Raw genomic sequence first — 20,052 nt, 5'->3', positions numbered from 1 at the left:
CACCATTGTCCACCGGTAGCGGCGGACCGGGATGGAAAGTGAACGCAGGCACAGATGGGCCTGGTTCGGCACACTAATCGAGCCGGCTTTCGTCGCCGACCCTGTAAGGGCCACGGCTCGACGCCGTGGCCATGGTGCGGGCCATTCGCCCCCAGACATACATCTTGGGTTGATCAGGCCGCCTCTCGGACCTCGCCCTTCCGGTAAGGGTCGAAGCGCTCGTAGAAGGTCTCGCCCTTCTCGGCCATGTCGAGGAGAAGCTTCGGCGCCTTGAACTCGGCGCCATACTTCTTCTGCAGCCCCTTGGCGATCTTGACGAAACGCTTGGCGCCGATGCCGTCGATGTAGGACACAGCGCCGCCGGTGAAAGGCGCGAAGCCGAAAGCGAGGATCGAGCCGACGTCCGCCTCGCGCGGATCGGTGACAATGCCTTCTTCCATCACCCGGGCCGCTTCCAGCGCGATGGCCACCAAGAGGCGCTGCTTCAGCTCCTCATAGTCGACCTTCTCGGGCTTCAGCTGCGGATAGAGATCCTTCAGGCCTGGCCACAGCTTCTTCTTCGCCGGCTTCGCCGGATAATCGTAGAAACCCTTGCCGTTCTTGCGACCGAAGCGGCCATGCGTGTCGACCATGGTGTTGATCAGCGCCATCTGCTTGGGATCGACGGCCTTGTCGCCCAGATCCCTAATGGTCTGCTTCATGATCTTCTGAGCAAGGTCGACGGCCGTCTCGTCGGTCAGCGCCAGCGGGCCGACCGGCATGCCGGCAGCCTTGGCGGCGTTCTCGATCATCGGGGCAGGCACACCTTCGATCAGCATCTTATAAGCTTCCGACATGTAGCGCAGCACGCAGCGGTTGACGTAGAAGCCGCGCGTGTCGTTGACGACGATCGGCGTCTTCTTGATGGCGCGCACGAAGTCGAAGGCGACGGCCAAGGTCTTGTCGCCCGTCTTCTTGCCGAGGATGATCTCGACCAGCATCATCTTGTCGACCGGCGAGAAGAAGTGGATGCCGATGAAGTTCTTCGGCCGCGCCGAATTCTTCGCCAGCGCCGTGATCGGGATGGTGGACGTGTTGGAAGCGAAGATCGCCGACGATTTCAGCACCGCTTCGGCCTTCTCGGTGGCTTCCTTCTTGACGCTCGAATCTTCGAAGACCGCCTCGACTACGAGATCGCAGCCGGCAAGGTCGGCATAGTCTGCGGTCGGCGTGATCAGCGACAGGAGCTTGTCCTTGTCCTCGGGTTTGGCGCGGCCCTTCTTGACCTGATCGGCCATCAGGCTGTCGGAATGCGCCTTGCCCTTCTCGGCCGACGGCAGATCGCGGTCGAGCAGCACCACCGGAATGCCGGCCCTGGCCGTGACATAGGCGATGCCGGCGCCCATGAAGCCGGCGCCGAGAATGCCGATCTTCTTGAACTTGGTGTCCGGCACGCCGGCAGGGCGGCGCGCGCCCTTGTTCAGTTCCTGCAGCGAGACGAAAAGCGACCGGATCATCGCCGCCGCTTCCTTCGACTGCATAATCTCGGTGAAATAGCGCTGCTCGATCCTGAGCGCCGTGTCGAAGGGCACCAGCAGGCCTTCGTAGACACATTTCAGGATCGCGGCCGCGGCCGGATAGTTGCCGTAGGTCTCGCGACGCAGGATGGCGATCGCCGGCGGCCAGAGATTGGCGCCGGCCGCCGAATAGATCGGGCCGCCCGGCAGCTTGAAACCCTTCTCGTCCCAGGGCGCGACCGGCTTCAGGCCGTTCCGGATCATCGCCTTGGCGGTCTCGACCAGTTTCGAAGGCTCGGCGATCTCGTGGATCAGGCCCATCGCCTTCGCCTTTTGCGGCGTCAAGTTCTGCCCGGTGGTCAGCATCTGCAGCGCCTGCTGCTGGTCGGTCAGCCGCGGCACGCGCTGGGTGCCGCCGGCACCGGGGAAGATGCCGATCTTCACTTCGGGCAGCGCCATCTTCACCTTATCGGAATCGGCGGCAACGCGGCCATGGCAGGCGAGCGACATTTCGAAGGCGCCACCCATGCAGGTGCCGTTGATCGCTGACACAAACGGCTTGCCGCAGGTCTCGATCTTGCGGAACAGGCCGGTCATATAGCCGGCATTGTCGAACAGCGCCTTGGTCGCCTTCTCGAGGTCATTCTCCTTGTCGACGGCAAAGGTCGCCAGCATCTTCTGCAGCATGGTGATGTCGGCGCCGCCGGAAAAGCTGTCCTTGCCCGAGGTGATGACCGCGCCTTTGATGGCGGCATCGCCGGCCACATGATCGACGATGGCGTTCAGCTCGCGCATCACCTCCTCGGTGAAGACGTTCATCGAGCGGTCCGGCATGTCCCAGGTGATCAGCGCTATGCCGTCGGCGTCCACGTCGAGGGTGAAATTGGTGTAGCTCATCTCTTCTCTCCCCGTCAGACGCGTTCGATAATGGTTGCGGTGCCCATGCCGGCGCCGATGCAGAGCGTGACCAGCGCGGTGTTGAGATCGCGGCGCTCCAGCTCGTCCAGCACCGTGCCCAGGATCATGGCGCCGGTGGCGCCGAGCGGGTGGCCCATGGCGATCGCCCCGCCATTGACGTTGATCTGGTCGTGCGGGATGTCGAAGGCCTGCATGTAGCGCAGCACGACCGAGGCGAAGGCCTCGTTGAGCTCGAACAGGTCGATGTCCGTCTGCTTCATCTTGGCGCGCTTCAGGAGCTTCTCGGTGACGTCGACCGGACCGGTCAGCATCAGCACCGGTTCCGAGCCGATATTGGCGAAGGCGCGGATGCGCGCGCGTGGCTTCAGTCCCATCGCCTTGCCGGCCTTCTTGGAACCGAGCAGCACGGCGGCGGCGCCGTCGACGATGCCCGAGGAATTGCCGGCATGGTGGACGTGGTTGACCTCCTCGACCTCGGGATGCTTCTGCACGGCGACCGCGTCGAAGCCGCCCATTTCACCGGGCATGACGAAGGACGGGTTGAGCGAGGCTAGCGACTGCATGTCGGTCGTGGGCCGCATGTGCTCGTCATGATCGAGGATGGTGAGACCATTCTGGTCCTTGATCGGGATCACCGAATTCTTGAAACGGCCCTCGCCCCAGGCCTTGGCGGCGCGCTTCTGGCTCTCGACGGCGTAGGCGTCGACGTCGTCGCGGGAAAACCCGTATTTGGTGGCGATCAGGTCGGCCGAGATGCCCTGCGGCACGAACCAGCCGGGCAGGCCGACGGAAGGGTCCATGAACCAGGCGCCGCCGGACATGCCCATGCCGACGCGCGACATGGATTCGACGCCGCCGGCAATGACGATCTCATCCGCCCCTTGCGCGATCTTGGCGGCGCCGAAATTGATGGCGTCGAGACCCGAGGCGCAGAAGCGCGATATCTGCATGCCGGGCGCCGAGGTCGCGTAGCCGGCCTCGAAGGCGGCTGCACGCGGAATGACGGAGCCCGCCTCGCCGACCGGATCGACACAGCCGAAGATGATGTCGTCGACATTGCCGGTGTCGAGCCCGTTGCGGTCGCGCAGCGCCTCAAGCGTCCTTGCGGCGAGCCGCACCGCCGGCACCTCGTGCAGCGAGCCATCTTTCTTGCCCTTGCCACGCGGCGTGCGCACGGCGTCATAGACGTAAGCCTCAGTCATTTTCGTGCTCCTTGGCTTTGCCGGCCGCCGCGCTCACAGAGAGCGCCCGATCAGCAATTTCATGATTTCGTTGGTGCCGCCATAGATGCGCTGGACGCGGGCGTCGCGGTACATGCGGGCGATCGGATATTCATTCATGTAGCCATAGCCGCCGTGCAGCTGAAGGCACTCGTCGACGACCTTACCCTGCAGATCGCTGAGCCAGTATTTGGCCATCGAGGCGGTCACCGGGTCGAGACCGCCGTCGATATGGCGGGCGACGCAGTCATTGTAGAAGACACGTCCGATCGTGGCCTCGGTCTTCAATTCGGCCAGCTTGAACTGGGTGTTCTGGAACTCGATGACCGCCTTGCCGAAGGCCTTGCGTTCCTTGACGTAGTCGATGGTCAGCGCCAGCGCCCGCTCGATCATGGCGATCGCCCCGGTGCCGATCTGCAGCCGCTCCTGCGGCAATTGCTGCATCAGCTGGACGAAGCCCTTGCCTTCCTCGTGGCCGAGCAGGTTGGAGGTCGGCACGCGCACGTCGTTGAAGAACAGCTCGGACGTGTCGTTCGACTTCAGACCTATCTTGTCGAGGTTGCGGCCGCGCTCGAAGCCCTCCACCTCATCGGTCTCGACGACGATCAGCGACGTGCCCTTGGCGCCCTTGTCCGGATCTGTCTTGGTGACGACGATGATCAGGTTGGCGAGTTGGCCATTGGTGATGAAGGTCTTCGAGCCGCTGATCTTGTAATGGTTGCCGTCCTTCTCGGCGCGGGTCTTGACGCCCTGCAGATCGGAACCGGCGCCGGGCTCCGTCATGGCGATGGCGCCGATCAGCTCGCCGGTCGCGAGCTTGGGCAACCATTTCTGCTTCTGCTCTTCGGAACCGTAATGCAGGATGTATGGTGCTACGATCGAATTGTGCAGGCCGATGCCGAAGCCGTCGACGCCGACATGGCCGATTGCCTCGATGATGGCGCTCTCATGCGCGAAGGTGCCGCCCGAGCCGCCGTATTTCTCCGGCATCGAGGCGCAGAGCAGTCCGGCAGCACCCGCCTTCAGCCAGCTCTCGCGGTCGAACATCTCGTTCTTCTCGAACTCGTCGTAACGTGGCGCGATCTCCTCTGCCATGAAGCGGGACGCCATGTCGTAGAGCATGCCGACCTCGTCCGCCGCCCAGGCAGGCTTCGGAAGACCAAGAATTTCGGCTGGATTTGACGCCACGATTTCCTCCGCGTTCCGACACTTGTGGGCCGGCGGTGCCGGCCCGCCAAACCTAGAACGCTTCCGCCGGCAGCGCCATTAGCGTGTCCGCGCCACTCGTTATGCGGGCGAGACGCGCCGCCGTTTCCGGCATGACGCGCTCCATGAAGAAGCGCGCGGTCGTGAGCTTGGCGTCGTAGAACGCGCCAGCGCCGTTGGCGCCGTCCGCGAGCTTCGCCTCAGCGGATTTCGCCATCTGCGCCCACATGTAGCCCAGCGCCACCAGGCCGAAGAGATGCATGTAGTCGCTCGAGGCCGCACCGGCATTGTCGGGCTTGGCCATGGCGTTCTGCACCAGCCACATGGTGGCCGCCTGCAGGTCGTTGAGGCCCTTCTTCAGCGCCTTGGTGAAGGGCGCCATCTTCTCATCAGTGCGGTTTTCCTCGCAGAACTCGCCGACTTCCTTGAAGAAGGCCTGCACGGCGCGACCGCCATTCTGCGCCAGCTTGCGGCCGACGAGGTCGAGCGCCTGGATGCCGTTGGCGCCTTCATAGATCATGGCGATGCGGGCGTCGCGCACGAACTGGCTCATGCCGTGTTCTTCGATGTAGCCGTGGCCGCCGAACACCTGCTGCGCCATGACCGCGTGGTCGAAACCCTTGTCGGTGAGCACGCCCTTGACCACCGGGGTCATCAGGCCGGTGTAGTCGTCGGCCGCCTGGCGGTCCTTGTCGTCACCGGAGCGATGCGCGACGTCGGACTTGATCGCCGTCCACAGCGCCAGCGCGCGGCCGGCCTCGTTGAAGGCCTTCATGGTCATCAGCGAGCGGCGGATGTCGGGATGGACGATGATCGGGTCGGCCTTTTTGTCCGGCGCCTTGGCGCCCGACAGCGAGCGGCCCTGCAGGCGGTCCTTGGCGTAGGAGACGGCGTTCTGGTAGGCGATCTCGGAGACCGAAAGCCCCTGCAGGCCGACGCCGAGGCGGGCCTCGTTCATCATCGTGAACATGGCCTTCAGGCCGCCGTTCAATTCGCCGAGCAGCGTGCCCTCCGCCTCGTCATAATTCATGACGCAGGTCGAGTTGCCGTGGATGCCCATCTTCTCCTCGATCGAGCCGCAGGAGACGGTGTTCCTCTCACCGGGATTGCCCGAGGCATCGAGCTTGAATTTCGGCACAATGAACAGCGAGATGCCCTTGACGCCTTCCGGCGCGCCTTCGGCGCGGGCAAGCACCAGGTGGACGATGTTGTCCGCCATGTCGTGCTCGCCGGCGGAGATGAAGATCTTCTGGCCGGAGATTCTGTAGCTGCCGTCGCCGTTGGGAACGGCCTTGGTGCGCAGCAGGCCAAGGTCGGTGCCGCAATGCGGCTCGGTCAGGTTCATGGTGCCGGTCCAGGTGCCCTCGATCAGCCTGGGCAGCCATGTCGCCTTTTGCTCCTCCGTGCCGTGGGTGACGATCGCCGCGATGGCGCCTTGCGTCAGGCCGGGATACATCATCAGCGCCATGTTGGCGGAAACCATATATTCGGAAACAGCCTGGTGCACCGTGTAGGGCAGGCCTTGGCCGCCGAACTCGACGGGTGCCGCAAGCCCCATCCAGCCGCCTTCGCGATACTGGTCGTAGGCGTCCTTGAAACCCTTCGGCGTCGTTACCGAGCCGTCATCATGGCGCACGCAGCCTTCCATGTCGCCGACACGGTTCAGCGGATGCATGACGTTTTCGGCCAGCTTGGCGCCCTCGGCGAGGATCGCCTCGAGCACGTCGGGCGTCGCATCCGAGAAGCCCGGAAGATTGGAATAGCGCTGATAGCCCAGCACATCATTGAGCACGAACAGCGTGTCCTGGATCGGCGCCCTGTAGTTCGTCATGCCTTCCTCCACCCTTGCAGTCCCGGCCGGCCGGCAAGTTGCTGTCCACGTCCTGGACAGGAGGCCGGGGCCAATGTCGATGCCCCGATAGCAAATATTGACGTTTGCGTAAACGTCAACTTCGTCGCAGCCGGAAATTTTTGTGAGCGGTCAGGCATTGTGGCGACAAAAAAGCCGCGCGGCTATGGCCACGCGGCTTTCAGTTTTCGGATTGTCGCGGTTGAACGCGTGCGTTCACCCAGCGGCGCTGGCCTGCGGCGCCGCGCTGCGCTCGACGAGCATCTGGCGCACGATGGACATCGAGTTGCTCAACTCGCCGATGGCGTCGTCGATCAGCGCACGCTGCTTCTGCAGGCGGGCGAGTTGCTTCTCCGACTTGTCGAGGGCCAGCCGCAACTGCCTGGTGTTGGTGCCGGTCGGATCGTAGAGATCCATCATCTGCTTGACGTCGCGCAGCGAGAACCCGACCTTGCGGCCGAGCAGGATCAGCTTCAGGCGAGCCTTGTCGCGGCGCGTATAGAGACGGGTCGAGCCGTCGCGATGCGGATTGAGCAGGCCCTTGTCTTCATAGAAACGCAGCGTGCGCAACGTCACACCGTATTTCTTGGCCATCTCGCCGATGCGGACGAATTCCTCGCCGGCTTCGACCGGGATGTCATTAGTATTGGCCGCGGCTTCGCCGGGCGAAATAAGTTTCATGGTCACTGGCTTTCCCCTGGCGGCGTCGCGGTCGCGGACCAAGCGTCGCCTGAATGGAAGCGGGGGCGTGCTTCCAATCGTGGTTGCAACAAGTCAATCGCAAGAGGCACGGCTTCGCACCTTTTACGTTTACGTCAATTCTATAACGACAGCCGCAGGGTGACGCAAGGGCGTTGTCAAAACGGAGCTTTATGCCGCACCCGCCAGGCGGCTCACGATTATGCGCGACTTCTTAAGCTTGGTTAACGCCTTGTTTACCACGTTGGGCGAAATGTGCGCATGTCGGTCACCCGTGTTTATCCTGTAGAGAATTTTTCACGGTTTTCGAAGCGTGGGTGAAAACCCGGGAAGCCCGTCTTCCTCCGCAGCAAAACCGCTCGGCTCGCTTCGTTTCCGGCAGGCTAATGGGAGACCGGCCTCCGGCCGGCCATTCTGAACACGGGCGCATCGATGAACAGCAAGCGGTCCTATCTCGATACACTCAATGCCGGCAGGCAACGCCGGCCGCACGCCTCGCTCGAAGAACTGAACCGCTCGCTCGAAACGCTGGAGCAGCGGCTGGACCGCACGCGCGCCGACATGCCCGATCGCCCCGACCTGCGGCGGCCGGCGGTCGAGCCGCGTTATCCAAGCACGCAGCCTTACGGTCAGCCGCGCTGGTACGAAGACACCTATGCCGCGCAAAGACCCCTGGACCGGCCGCCGCAGAACCCGGCGGCGCAGAATCCTGGCTCACAGTATCAGCGGCCGCAACCGCACGCGCCGCAAAATCCAGCGCCCGCCGCGCCCGCCTTCGACCAAGGCTATCAGGCGATCGCGCGTGACATCGACCGGGTGCGCGGCCAGGAAGACAGCGTCGCCATGGTCGGCAAGATCGCCGTCGAATTGCGCGGGCTGCGCGAGGAATTGCGCCACCAGATGACCGCCGGCCTGCAGCGCGAATTCGAGGCGTTTCGCCAGGACATCGACCGCGCTATGCAGCGCGGCGCCAACGGCCTGCCGGATAAGAGCAGCGCCGAGCTCGGTCTCGAATTCGAGCGGCTTTCGGGCGCCATCCAGACACTGGCCGAAAAGAGCGACGACCGCAGCGTCAACCTGCTGCGGCTGGAACTGGAACAGGTGAAGGGCGCGCTGGACACGCTGGCACGCGAGGAAAGCGTGCAGAAGGTCGACCGCCGCTGGGACGATTTCGACCGCCGCTGGAGCGCCTTCGAAGACCGCGTCGACGCCGATCAGCGCAAGCGCGCGGAAGGCCCGAGCCTTTCGGTGCTGACCGACCGGCTCGAACAGATCAGCAGCGCCGTCAACAACCTGCCGGAATCGCTTTCGCTGCGCTCGCTGGAGGAAAAGGTGCGCACGCTTGCCGGCGCGGTCGACCGTTTCGCGGGCCAGCAGACCATGCGCGGCGGCGAGACGCTGGCCATGATAGACGAGCGGCTGGACGAGATTTCCCGCGCCATCGTCGCCTCGACGGTAGCCGCGCAGGCCAATGCCTTCGACCCCGAGACCTTCGGCCGGATCGAGAAGCGCATGGCCTCCCTGGCGGCGCAGATCGAAGAGGTCGCGCAGTCCCGGCCCGGTGCGGAAGTCATCGATCACCTCAACCTCCTTACCAGCCGTGTGGACCAGTTGGCCGGCAGGGCGGACCTGCCCGAGCAGGCCATGGAGCGGCTCGGCAAGCAGATTGCCTTGATCACCGACAAGATGGACCGCGCGCAGGCCATGCCCGACGCCGATCATATCTTCCAAGGCCTGGAACAGCGCTTCGAGGCACTGTCCATGTTAATCGAGCGCCGCCAGGGCGATGCGATGGAACAGGGCAATATGCTGTTTCGCGATCTAGAGCGTCGGCTGGACGAGGTCGCGGACCGGCTCGACCAGCGCATGCGCCAGGATGAGAGCGCCGGCATCATGGAAGCGATCGACGCCCGCTTCACCGCTTTGGCCAAGCGCATCGAGACACGCACGCCGGATCCCGCCAACGACGCGGCGATCCGCGGGCTGGAAAGCCGGCTCGAGGATATTTCCAGCCGGCTGGAAATGTCCGCGCAGCAGGTCGCGGGCATCGATCCGGCGCTGATCCGCAGCCTGGAGGCGCAGGTCGCCGGCCTGTCGGCGCATCTTTCCAAGCCCGGCACGCCGCTGCCCGAATTCGAGGACATCAGCCCGCGCCTCAACGAGATCGAGAAGTCGCTGGCGGGCACGCGCGATTCCATCCTGACCGTGGCGCGCGAGGCGGCCGAGAGCGCCGTCAGATCGCTTGCCGAGTCGACGTCCAGCACGGCCCAGAGCAACGCGACCGCCGTTGCCGGCCTCGCCCAGGACCTGAAGACGCTCGAAGCGCTCACCCGCCGCTCCGACGAACGCAACTCGCGCACATTCGAGGCGATCCACGATACGCTGCTCAAGATCGTCGACAGGCTCGGTTCGCTCGAATCGGACGAGACCAGCGAAGCGGTCAGCGAACTGGTGGATCCGCAGCCGGCCGGTAAGCGCGGCGGCCGCGGCGGTAAGATCGCGGTGCAGGACGCGCCTTCGATGGATATCGACCAGCCGCTGCCGCTCACGGGGGACATGGCCGGTCTCGAAGGCCGTGCGGCTGCGATCATGCGCGATGAGCCAGACGCGCCGCGCACGCCTGCCGAGGCCGCGGCGGCAGCAGCCATGGCGGCCCTCGGGCCGGATGCGATCGGCGACAAGAGCGAGACGGCCGGCCGCAGGAGATCGATGTTCAGCGGCCTGGCGCGCGCTTTCAAGGGCAAGAAAGATGCGGACACGCAGCCGCTTGCCGGCTCTGCGCCGGTCGGTGACGTGCCAAGCGTCGACATCGACGAGCCGCTCGACCCCAAGGCCGCCAACCGGCCGTTGGAGCCCGGTTCCGGCGCGCCGGACCTCAACGCTATCATGAAACGCGTGCGCGACGAGCGCGGCGGCCAGCCGGTCAAGCGCAACGAGAGCGATGCCGCCAAGTCCGATTTCATCGCCGCGGCCCGCCGCGCGGCCCAGGCCGCAGCCGCGGAAGCCGACACGCTGAAGCGGCAATCGACCCTGACCGGCCCGGTGAAGGCGCTGAGGATAGGCGACCTGCTCAAGGCGCGGCGCAAGCCGATCCTGATGGCGGCGGCCGCGATCATGATGGCGCTGGCCGGCCTGCAGTTGGGCAAGGCTTTTTTGTCAGATCCGGTCGAGACGGCCAACAACCAGTCCGCACCGGTCGTCTCTCCGCAGACGGTCGACACGGAAACAGCACAGGACGAAAGCGGCCCGGCCCGGCCCGTCAGGCAGGCCGAGCCCGTCAAGGACGCGGCACTCGCCGCTTCTACGTCTTCCAGTCCCGAAAATGCCGCAGCCATGCCCGCCGAACCGGCGCCCGCGCCAGTGGCGCTTGCTGCGCCTGCCGCGCCGGTGCCGGCTCCCATGGCTTCGGCAACGCCGCCCGAACCCGCCGCCGCAGCCGTCTCCGCGGCGGATACGGATGGCGACACGCAGCCGATGGCCAAGGACCCCATGACGGCCAGTCCGGCAGCCGAGGGCGCCGCCGCCAGCACACCGACGGCCACTTCCGTCGACACGACAGGCGCCGTGCCGCCGGCCGGGAGCCAGGCAGCCGCGGCCAAATTCGATATCCCTTCCGAAATCGGTCCGGTGGCGCTGCACGACGCGGCCGCCGGCGGCGACGCCAAGGCGCTGTTCGAGATCGGCTCGCGCTATGCGGAATCGCGCGGCGTGAAGGAAGACATGAAGGCGGCCGCCAAATGGTACGAGCAGTCGGCCGAGCTCGGCTTCGCGCCGGCCGAATACCGCATCGGCAATTTCTACGAAAAAGGCATCGGCGTCGCGCGCGACATCAAGAAGGCCAAGACCTACTACCAGCTCGCCGCCGAACAGGGCAATGCCAGCGCCATGCACAATCTGGCGGTGCTGTTCGCCATGGCGGCGGACGGCGTGACCGACAATGAATCGGCGACGCACTGGTTCCAGGAAGCCGCCGACCTCGGCGTCAAAGACAGCCAGTTCAACCTCGGCATCCTGGCCGCCAAGGGCGTCGGCATGAAACAGAACCTGGAGGAATCCTACAAGTGGTTCGCGCTCGTCGCCAAGACCGGCGACAAGGACGCTGCGGCCAAGCGCGACGAGATCGCCAATGCGCTCAGGCCCGAACAGCTCGAGCGGGCGCGCGCCGCCACGGAATTGTGGAAGGCCAAGCCGCTCAACGCGGCCGCCAACTCGGCCGACGTTCCGGAGTCCTGGCAGGACAGCACTCCGCAGACGACCGCCGGCATCGATATGAAGAAGGCGGTGAAGAACATCCAGCTGATCCTCAACAAGAACGGCTATGATGCCGGCGGCGCCGACGGCGTGATGGGCGGCAAGACCAAGACCGCCATCATGGCCTTCCAGACCGACAACAAGATGAAGCCGACGGGCGAGATCGACGCGCCGCTCGTCAAGGCGCTCTTGGCGCACAAATAACGGCGGACGCGTCGCATATGCGACGCCCTGCCACACATTTGCCTGTTAACTGATTGAGATGGTTTTTGTTTCGGCGCGGGAGCGGGCTTGATCCCCCCCCCCCCCCGGCGCAAGAAAAAATTGGCTTTTCGGTGCTTTACTGTCCGGGGACGGCACTGTGCGCCGGCAGACAAACTGATCGAGACAGACGGGTGGGCATCTATCTCCCGATCGCGGAAATTTCCGTCAACATCTTCGTGCTGCTCGCGATGGGCGCCGCGGTGGGTTTCCTGTCGGGCATGTTCGGGGTCGGCGGCGGCTTCCTGATCACGCCGCTTCTGATTTTCTACAACATCCCGCCGGCAATCGCCGTCGCCACCGGCGCAAACCAGGTCATCGCCTCCTCCTTCTCCGGCGCGCTTTCGCATTTCAAGCGCGGCACGCTCGACTTCAAGCTGGGCGGCGTGCTTTTGGCCGGCGGCATCGTCGGCTCGACGGCCGGTATCTTCGTCTTTGCGCTCTTGCGCCGGCTCGGCCAGCTGGACCTGTTCATCTCGCTGCTCTATGTCGTGCTGCTCGGCACGGTCGGCGGGCTGATGCTGTTCGAAAGCGTCAACGCGCTGCGAGCCAGCCGCAGCGGCGCCGCGCCCGTCCTCAAGAAATCCGGCCAGCACAACTGGATCCACCGGCTGCCGTTCAAGATGCGCTTCCGCGCCTCGAAGCTGTTCGTCAGCGTCATCCCGGTGCTTGGGCTCGGGGCCGGGATCGGCTTCCTGTCGTCGATCATGGGTGTCGGCGGCGGCTTCATCATGGTGCCGGCGCTGATCTACCTGCTCAAGGTGCCGACCAATGTCGTTATCGGCACCTCGCTGTTCCAGATCATCTTCACCTCGGCCTACACCACCCTGGTGCATGCCACGACCAACCAGACGGTCGACGTGATCCTGGCCTTCCTGTTGATGGCCGGCGGCGTCGCCGGCGCGCAATATGGCGCCAAGGCGGGCCAGAGGCTGCGCGGCGAACAGCTGCGCGCCCTTTTGGCGATGCTGGTGCTGGCCGTCGCCATCCGCCTTGCCGCCGATCTCTTCGTGACGCCGCCCAATCTCTATTCTCTGTCCGCCGCGGGGCTCAACTGATGGCGGCAAGACGAGCATTTGCAGCCGCCGTCTCGTTCTCGATGCTCTTTGCCCTTTCCCCGGCAACAGCGCAGACGCCGCCCACCGAAAGCATCCAGATCGGCCTGTCGACCGACGCCATCTCGATCACAGCGGGTTTCTCAGGCGCCGACCTCACGATCTTCGGATCGCTGGAAAATCCCGACCCGCTGATCGCCCGTCAGGGGCGCTACGACGTGATCGTGGTGCTGGAAGGGCCGCCAAGGCCGGTCGTCGTCCGGCGCAAGGATCGCGTGCTCGGCGTCTGGATCAATCTGGATTCGGAGACGTTCGAGAACGTGCCGGTTTCCTATTCTGTCGCGACGACGCGGCCGCTGCAGGACATCGCCGAGCCTGCCAAATACAAGCAGCTCTCGCTCGGCGCGCAGAATCTCTACATGAAGCCCGCCGACGAGACCGACAGTCCGGCGACGATCGAGGAATTCACCGCCGCGCTCCGCGACCGCAAGGCGGCGACGGGCCTCTACAGCGAGAATGTCGGCGGCGTGCAATTTCTGTCGCAGAACCTGTTTCGCGCCACCGTGCGGCTCGCGCCCAACGTGCCGGTCGGAACCCATAAAGCCCGCGCGTTCCTGTTCAAGAGCGGCATGTTCGTCAAGGAAAGCTCGGCCCAGCTCGAAATCCGCAAATCCGGGTTCGAGCAATCGGTCTTCCGCGTCGCGCATGACGATTCGTTCCTCTACGGCGTGTTTGCGATATCGCTGGCCATGCTGACCGGCTGGCTGGGCCGGCTCATCTTCCGCAAGGACTGATGCTTCGGGAAGAATCGGAAGACCCGTTTTCCGTTCAAAACAGGGTTTCCCTTTTCCCGGTTTTGCGATACATCGCCGCCTCCCAGCCCTAGGGATAAGCACACACATTTCGACTTCGGCAGAGCGGTCCGGCACTCGGATGACGGCGCGCAACGCGTCGCCGACGATCTGCCGCCATGAAGCAAAGACAGGAGGCTGCGATGCGATCGGCATTCGGCGGCATCGATTTCGGCACGTCCAATTCCACCGTGGGCGTGATCCGCGACGGCCGGGCGCGACTGGTGGCGCTGGAGGGCGAGCAGCCCACTCTGCCGAGCGCCGTGTTCTTCAACTTTGAGGACGGCTACACCTATTTCGGCCGCCGCGCGATCAGCGACTATACCGACAGCATCGAAGGCCGGCTGATGCGCTCGCTGAAGAGCGTGCTTGGCAGCTCGCTTGCCAACGAGAAGACGCGCATCAAGGCACGCCAGATCGGCTTCATCGACATCGTCGGCCTGTTCATCGACCACCTCAAGAAGCGGCTGGAAGAAGATGCCGGCGGTCCGGTCGACAACGTCGTGCTGGGCAGGCCCGTGCAATTCGTCGACGACGACGCGGCTGCCGATGCGAAGGCGCAAGGCGAACTTGAAAAGGCCGCCCGCGCGCAGGGCTTCAAGCACATCGCCTTCCAGTTCGAGCCGATCGCGGCGGCGCTCGATTACGAGCAGAAGGTTTCCCGCGAGGAGCTGGCGCTGATCGTCGACATGGGCGGCGGCACCTCCGATTTCTCGATCGTACGAGTCTCACCGGAGCGCGCCCGCTCGACCGACCGCAAGGCCGACATATTAGCCAACCGGGGCATCCATATCGGCGGCACCGATTTCGACCGGCTGCTCAGCATCGTCCATGTCATGCCCGAGCTCGGCTATCTGACGCGGACCAAGGACCACAAGCGGAACCTGCCCGCGGCCTATTTTATCGATCTGGCGACCTGGCAGCGCATCAACCTCGTCTACACCGCCAAGGCGATGAACGACCTGCGACAGATCCGCTACGAGGCCGAGCGGGCCGACCTCGTCGACCGCTTCATCCACGTCGTCGAGCATCGCTACGGCCATGCGATGGCGGGCCTAGTCGAGAGGGCCAAGATCGCGCTCACGGACCAGCCCTCGGCCGAAGTGAAGGTGTCGCTACCCGGCGCGCGCTTCGCGGCCGAGATCACGCGCGCCGGCCTCGAGGAGACCATCGCGAGCGATATCGAACGCGTGGCCGCGACGGTCAAACACACGATCGCCGACGCCGGCATCCCTGCTTCGGCCATCACCGCCGTGTTCCTCACCGGCGGTTCGACCGCCATCCCGCTGGCGAAACGGCAGATCCTGGCGCTGGTGCCGCAGGCATCGGTCATCGAAGGCGACATGTTCGGCTCGGTCGGCCTGGGACTCGCGCTCGACGCACAGCGCAAATATGCCTGATTATTCCGCGCGCGCCGAGGCATCCGCCTTGCCGGTGAGATGCGCCTTCAGCGCCATCTGCGCGAGGCTCGCCTGGCGGTCGCGGTGGGTGATCATGGCGAAGTCGCGCTTCGGCAATTCGACCGGCACGGCCCTGAGGCTGCCTTCCGCCAGGGAGCGCGCGACCACCAGTTCCGAGATGATCGTCGCCCCCGCGCCAGCCTCGACGGCCTGGCGCACCGCCTCGTTGCTGGGCAGGACGAGGAAAATCTGGAGCTCCGCCGGCGGGACCCCTTGGCTGAGCGCGAAATCCTCCAGCGCCTCGCGCGTGCCCGACCCGCCTTCCCGGATGATCCAGCGCAATGCCCTGATGTCGAGATTTCCCGCCCGCGTCGTCGGAATTTCGGGATGCGAGCGCGCCACCACTAGCATCGGGCGATCCTCGTCGACCGTGGCGCGGCGCAGGATGTCGGATTCGGTGCGGCCCTCGACCAGGCCGAAATCGGCGCGGCCGTCCAGCACATTGGTCTCGACCTGCCGGGTGTTGCCGATCGTTACGCTGAGCTTCACGGCAGGATAGGCCTCGTGGAAGGACGCCAGGCGGCGCGGCAGCCAGTAGCTGGCGATGGTCTGGCTGGCCGCGATCGACAGGCTGCCGGCGACGGTCTGCGAGACATCCTCCAGCACGCCGCGGGCCGCCGCGGCGCGATCCAGAACCGCCTTCGCCTCCGGCAGGAAGCGGTGGCCGGTCTGAGCCAGCTCGATGTTGCGGCCGACCCGGTTGAACAGGCGCACGCCGTGCTGGCTTTCGAGCGCGCGAATGGCAGCCGACGCCGCCGACTGCGAGATGCCGAGCCGCTCGGCGGCCTTGGTCATATGGCCGTGCTCGGCGACGGCAACGAAGATGCGCAACTGATCGAGAGTCATGGCTAACTAAGAAGCAAAATCGATCGGAATTACAAGAGCTGCTTGTTAGACGCATCAATTGCTTTGTTCTAAGTTTTTGCAGGAAATTGGAAAAAACTGGTCGTCAGAGGCCAAGAGCGGGAAATGACAGGGCGCTTCAAAACCCTATTCGCGCATTGGATCCGCCGGTTGAAGCGGCAGCTCGCCGGTGAGCGCTATCATCCCGAGCTCTACTATATGCGCGGGCCGGGACCCAAGACGAAGGCCAAGATGGCGAACGGCAAGAGCGTTCGCGGATCATGAGCAAATCAGCGCCACGCGGCGCCAACTCCGCTCCCTCGCAGCGGCCGCTGGTCGACAGCCAGGCGCCGGACGAAGGCGATGGTGTGGAGACCTCGCCAAGCGTCTCCGACCGCATCGCCAAGACCACCTGCTACATGTGTGCCTGCCGCTGCGGCATCGACGTCCATATCAAGGACGGCAAGGTGCGCTACATCAACGGCAACAAGGACCATCCAGTGAACCGCGGCGTGATCTGCGGTAAGGGCAGCGCCGGCATCATGCAGCATTACAGCCCGGCGCGGCTGAAGAAGCCGCTGCTGAGGACCGGTCCGCGCGGCTCGGGCGAATTCCGCGAGATCGAATGGGAGGAGGCGCTGACCATCGCCACCGAGAGGCTGTCGGCGATCCGGCGCACCGACCCGAGGAAGCTTGCCTTCTTCACCGGGCGCGACCAGTCGCAATCGCTGACCGGCTGGTGGGCGTCAAAATTCGGCACACCCAACTTCGCCGCCCATGGCGGCTTCTGTTCGGTCAACATGGCGGCCGGCGGCCTCTATACGATCGGCGGCTCGTTCTGGGAATTCGGCGAGCCCGACTGGGACAACACCAGATACTTCATGCTGTTCGGCGTCGCCGAAGACCACGATTCCAACCCGATCAAGATCGGCCTAGGCAAGCTCAAGGCACGCGGGGCCAAGGTGGTTTCGATCAATCCCTGCCGCACCGGCTACAATGCCATCGCCGACGACTGGATCGGCATTCGCCCCGGCACCGACGGCCTGTTCGTGCTGGCGCTCGTCCACGAACTGCTCAAGGCCGGACGCGTCGATCTCGACTATCTGCTGCGCTACACCAACGCGCCCGTGCTGGTCGTGCAGGAACCGGGGACCGCCGACGACGGCCTGTTCGTGCGAGACGGCGACGGCAATCCGCTGGCTTGGGACAGAGTGGCGAAGCGCCCGGTCAATGCAGCCGACCCCAAACCCAAGCCGGCGCTGACCGGCAGCTATGAGGCAGGCGGGCGGCGTTGCGTGCCTGTCTTCCAGCTCATCGCCGAACGCTATCTCGACGAGACCTATTCGCCGGACGCCGTGGCGGCGCGCTGCGGCGTCACCGCCGACACGATCCGGCGGATCGCGGCGGAGCTGGCGCATGTCGCCTTCGAGCAGCCGATCGAGCTGCCGATCGCCTGGACCGATTGGGCCGGCCGGCGACACGAGACGATCAAGGGACGACCCGTCTCGATGCATGCCATGCGCGGCATCTCGGCCCATTCCAACGGCTTTCACACCTGCCGCGCCATCCATCTGCTGCAGGTTCTGCTGGGCACCGTCGATGTTCCAGGCGGTTTCCGCTTCAAGCCGCCCTACCCGCGCCCGGCGCCGCCGGAGCCGAAGCCATGCGGAAAAAACGTTCGGCCGATGACGCCGCTGGACGGCATGCCGCTCGGCTTCGTCTGCGGTCCGGACGATCTTCTCGTCGACGAGGCCGGCCGGCCCACCCGCATAGACAAGGCCTATTCCTGGGAAGCACCCCTGGCCGCGCACGGGCTGATGCACTCGGTTATCCGCAATGCCTGGGCCGGCGATCCTTATCCGATCGACACACTGATGATGTACATGTCGAACATGGCGTGGAACTCGTCGATGAATACGGTCGAGACCGTTCGTATGCTGACCGACAAGGACGAGGCGGGCGCCTACAAGATCCCCTTCATCATCTATTCCGACGCCTATTATTCCGAAACGGTGGCTTTCGCCGACCTGGTGCTGCCCGACACCACCTATCTCGAGCGGCACGACTGCATCAGCCTGCTCGACCGGCCGATCAGCCATGCCGACGGCCCGGGCGACGCCATCCGCCATCCCGTGGTGCAACCGGACCGCGACGTGCGGCCGTTCCAGTCGGTGCTGATCGAGCTCGGCGCGCGGCTTGGTCTGCCGGGCTTTGTCGACGAGGACGGCTCAGCCAAATACCGCGACTATGCCGACTACATCGTCAACCACGAGCGCACGCCCGGCATCGGCCCTTTAGCCGGCTGGCGCGGCGAGAATGGCGGCTCGATCGGCAGGGGCGACGTCAACCCCAACCAGCTGCAGCGCTACATCGACAATGGCGGCTTCTGGCACCACGATTTTTCCGACGAGCAGCGCTATTACAAGATGGGCAACCGTGCCTATCTCGACTTCGCCGTAGAGATGGGTTTCATTTCCAAGGCCGAGCCTATCGTCTTCCAGCTCTACTCGGAGCCGATGCAGCGGTTCAGGCTTGCCGGGCGCGGCCATGGCGAGGTGCAGCCGCCGGACGCCGAGCGCGGCCGCATCGAGGCCTATATGGACCCGCTGCCCTTCTGGTACGCGCCCTTCGAGGACAGCACCGTCGACCTGCAAAAATATCCGCTGCATGCGCTGACGCAGCGGCCGATGCACATGTACCATTCCTGGGGATCGCAGAATGCGTGGCTGCGGCAGATCACCAGCCAAAACCGGCTGTTCGTGCATAGGCAGACCGCCACCGAGCTTGGCCTTTCCGACGGCGACTGGGTGTGGATCGAAAGCGTCAACGGAAGGGTGAAAGGCCAGATTAAGCTGATCGACGGCGTGAACCCGGACACGGTGTGGACCTGGAACGCGATCGGCAAGCGGCGCGGCAGCTGGGGCCTGAAGGACGATGCGGCGGAGAGCAATCGCGGTTTCCTGCTCAACCATATCATCGGCGACCAGACGGCGGCCGATGCCAACGGCAAGCGCTATTCGAATTCCGATCCGGTCACCGGACAGGCCGCGTGGTTTGACGTGCGCGTGCGGATCGTCAAATGCGCGGCGGAGGAAGCCGGCTTCACCGAGCCGCATTTCGAGCGTTTTGCACAGCCACCGCATTTCGAGCCATCGCCTGGCGTGCTTCGCTTCGGCACGGAATTCCGCATGAAGAGGGAAGCCGCCGAATGACCTGTCTTCCCGCTCGAACCGAGAAAAAACTCGGCCTCGTCATCGACCTCGACACCTGCGTCGGCTGCCAAGCCTGCGTCACCGCCTGCAAGGAGTGGAACACTGGCGGCCACATGGCGCCGCTGACCGACATCGATCCCTATGGCGGGCATGTCGACGGCGTCTGGTTCAACCGGGTGCACAGCTACGAGCACATGACGGAATTGGGCAGCCGCACGATGAACTTCCCGCGCTCCTGCCTGCATTGCGAGCAGCCGGCCTGCGTCACCGTCTGCCCGACCGGCGCCTCCTATAAGCGCGCCTCGGACGGCATCGTGCTGGTCGACGAGGACAAATGCATCGGCTGCAAGCTCTGCAGCTGGGCCTGTCCGTATGGCGCCCGCGAATTCGATACGGATGTCGGCGTGATGAAGAAATGCACGCTCTGCGTCGACCGCATCTACAACGACAATCTGGCCGAGGAAGACCGCGTGCCTGCTTGCGTCGCCGCCTGCCCGACCAGCGCCCGGCATTTCGGCGATCTCGGCGATCCGGCCTCCGCGATCTCGCGGCTTGTCGAGGAGCGTGGCGGCGTCGCGCTGATGCCGGAGCTCGGCTACAAGCCGACCAACCGGTATCTGCCGCCGCGCGCCCGTAGCGAACGCGCTGCGAAGGTCGACGCGCCGGCGCTGGAGCCGATCAAGGCCGAGGGCGGGTTCCTCGGCTGGATCGACCGCATGCTTTCGAACTGA

The 20,052-nt window shown here is 64.8% G+C and carries 13 protein-coding genes; 7 read left to right on the top strand and 6 right to left on the bottom strand.

The annotated features are described in order from the left end of the window. Window positions 1-173: 173 nt before the first annotated feature. The 5 genes from LB529_RS18965 to LB529_RS18945 form a co-directional block, all read right to left on the bottom strand. Complete coding sequence (locus tag LB529_RS18965; RefSeq protein ID WP_224711962.1) at window positions 174-2,393, bottom strand: 3-hydroxyacyl-CoA dehydrogenase NAD-binding domain-containing protein; 2,220 nt, start codon at window positions 2,391-2,393, stop codon at window positions 174-176. A gap of 14 nt (window positions 2,394-2,407) precedes the next feature. Then, window positions 2,408-3,616, bottom strand: a complete 1,209-nt coding sequence (locus LB529_RS18960; protein ID WP_224711961.1) for an acetyl-CoA C-acetyltransferase — start codon at window positions 3,614-3,616, stop codon at window positions 2,408-2,410. A 33-nt stretch (window positions 3,617-3,649) separates the two neighbouring features. Further along, entirely contained in the window at window positions 3,650-4,822 is a 1,173-nt protein-coding gene (locus tag LB529_RS18955) for an acyl-CoA dehydrogenase family protein (protein WP_224711960.1), read from the bottom strand. Window positions 4,823-4,874: 52 nt separating this feature from the next. Beyond that, entirely contained in the window at window positions 4,875-6,671 is a 1,797-nt protein-coding gene (locus LB529_RS18950; RefSeq protein ID WP_224711959.1) for an acyl-CoA dehydrogenase, read from the bottom strand. Window positions 6,672-6,905: 234 nt separating this feature from the next. Next, window positions 6,906-7,370 carry a MerR family transcriptional regulator gene (locus LB529_RS18945; protein ID WP_224712013.1) on the bottom strand — a complete coding sequence of 155 codons (465 nt, stop codon included), beginning with the start codon at window positions 7,368-7,370 and terminating at the stop codon, window positions 6,906-6,908. 450 nt (window positions 7,371-7,820) lie between these two features. Between LB529_RS18945 and LB529_RS18940 the strand changes: the two genes are divergently transcribed. The 4 genes from LB529_RS18940 to LB529_RS18925 all read left to right on the top strand — a co-directional run bounded on the left by LB529_RS18940 (window position 7,821) and on the right by LB529_RS18925 (window position 15,206). Then, window positions 7,821-11,843, top strand: a complete 4,023-nt coding sequence (locus tag LB529_RS18940) for an SEL1-like repeat protein (protein WP_224711958.1) — start codon at window positions 7,821-7,823, stop codon at window positions 11,841-11,843. A 191-nt stretch (window positions 11,844-12,034) separates the two neighbouring features. Then, the gene (locus LB529_RS18935; RefSeq protein ID WP_095765915.1) at window positions 12,035-12,958 is read left to right on the top strand and encodes a sulfite exporter TauE/SafE family protein; all 924 of its coding nucleotides are present in this window, start codon (window positions 12,035-12,037) and stop codon (window positions 12,956-12,958) included. After that, entirely contained in the window at window positions 12,958-13,749 is a 792-nt protein-coding gene (locus tag LB529_RS18930) for a TIGR02186 family protein (RefSeq protein ID WP_224711957.1), read from the top strand. The genes LB529_RS18935 and LB529_RS18930 overlap by 1 nt, the downstream gene beginning before the upstream one ends. Window positions 13,750-13,949: 200 nt before the next feature. Next, complete coding sequence (locus LB529_RS18925) at window positions 13,950-15,206, top strand: Hsp70 family protein (protein ID WP_224711956.1); 1,257 nt, start codon at window positions 13,950-13,952, stop codon at window positions 15,204-15,206. Here LB529_RS18925 and LB529_RS18920 read toward each other — a convergent pair whose 3' ends face one another. Continuing rightward, entirely contained in the window at window positions 15,207-16,112 is a 906-nt protein-coding gene (locus LB529_RS18920; RefSeq protein WP_224711955.1) for a LysR family transcriptional regulator, read from the bottom strand. Between the two features lie 123 nt (window positions 16,113-16,235). Here LB529_RS18920 and LB529_RS18915 point away from each other — a divergent pair, with 123 nt between their 5' ends. The 3 genes from LB529_RS18915 to LB529_RS18905 are packed head-to-tail and all read left to right on the top strand — an operon-like array spanning window position 16,236 to window position 20,052. Continuing rightward, a complete protein-coding gene (locus LB529_RS18915; RefSeq protein ID WP_224711954.1) occupies window positions 16,236-16,394 on the top strand; it encodes a hypothetical protein in 159 nt (52 codons plus the stop codon). Continuing rightward, window positions 16,391-19,321, top strand: coding sequence for a molybdopterin oxidoreductase family protein (locus tag LB529_RS18910; RefSeq protein ID WP_224711953.1), 2,931 nt, complete (start codon window positions 16,391-16,393; stop codon window positions 19,319-19,321). Before LB529_RS18915 ends, LB529_RS18910 begins: the two co-directional genes overlap by 4 nt. Then, window positions 19,318-20,052: a 4Fe-4S dicluster domain-containing protein gene (locus tag LB529_RS18905; protein ID WP_224711952.1), complete on the top strand. Its 735-nt coding sequence runs from the start codon at window positions 19,318-19,320 to the stop codon at window positions 20,050-20,052. The genes LB529_RS18910 and LB529_RS18905 overlap by 4 nt, the downstream gene beginning before the upstream one ends.

Origin of the sequence: Mesorhizobium sp. CA5, from assembly GCF_020165105.1 — a bacterium.
Taxonomy (GTDB): Bacteria; Pseudomonadota; Alphaproteobacteria; order Rhizobiales; family Rhizobiaceae; genus Mesorhizobium.
This window is presented reverse-complemented; position numbering and strand designations above follow the sequence as displayed.

Bases quoted from the DNA above. Each gene is read 5' to 3' on its own strand.
- LB529_RS18965 (WP_224711962.1), bottom strand. From the start codon at position 2,393: ATGAGCTACACCAATTTCACCCTCGACGTGGACGCCGACGGCATAGCG.
- LB529_RS18960 (WP_224711961.1), bottom strand. From the start codon at position 3,616: ATGACTGAGGCTTACGTCTATGACGCCGTGCGCACGCCGCGTGGCAAG.
- LB529_RS18950 (WP_224711959.1), bottom strand. From the start codon at position 6,671: ATGACGAACTACAGGGCGCCGATCCAGGACACGCTGTTCGTGCTCAAT.
- LB529_RS18945 (WP_224712013.1), bottom strand. From the start codon at position 7,370: ATGAAACTTATTTCGCCCGGCGAAGCCGCGGCCAATACTAATGACATC.
- LB529_RS18940 (WP_224711958.1), top strand. From the start codon at position 7,821: ATGAACAGCAAGCGGTCCTATCTCGATACACTCAATGCCGGCAGGCAA.
- LB529_RS18930 (WP_224711957.1), top strand. From the start codon at position 12,958: ATGGCGGCAAGACGAGCATTTGCAGCCGCCGTCTCGTTCTCGATGCTC.
- LB529_RS18925 (WP_224711956.1), top strand. From the start codon at position 13,950: ATGCGATCGGCATTCGGCGGCATCGATTTCGGCACGTCCAATTCCACC.
- LB529_RS18920 (WP_224711955.1), bottom strand. From the start codon at position 16,112: ATGACTCTCGATCAGTTGCGCATCTTCGTTGCCGTCGCCGAGCACGGC.
- LB529_RS18915 (WP_224711954.1), top strand. From the start codon at position 16,236: ATGACAGGGCGCTTCAAAACCCTATTCGCGCATTGGATCCGCCGGTTG.
- LB529_RS18910 (WP_224711953.1), top strand. From the start codon at position 16,391: ATGAGCAAATCAGCGCCACGCGGCGCCAACTCCGCTCCCTCGCAGCGG.
- LB529_RS18905 (WP_224711952.1), top strand. From the start codon at position 19,318: ATGACCTGTCTTCCCGCTCGAACCGAGAAAAAACTCGGCCTCGTCATC.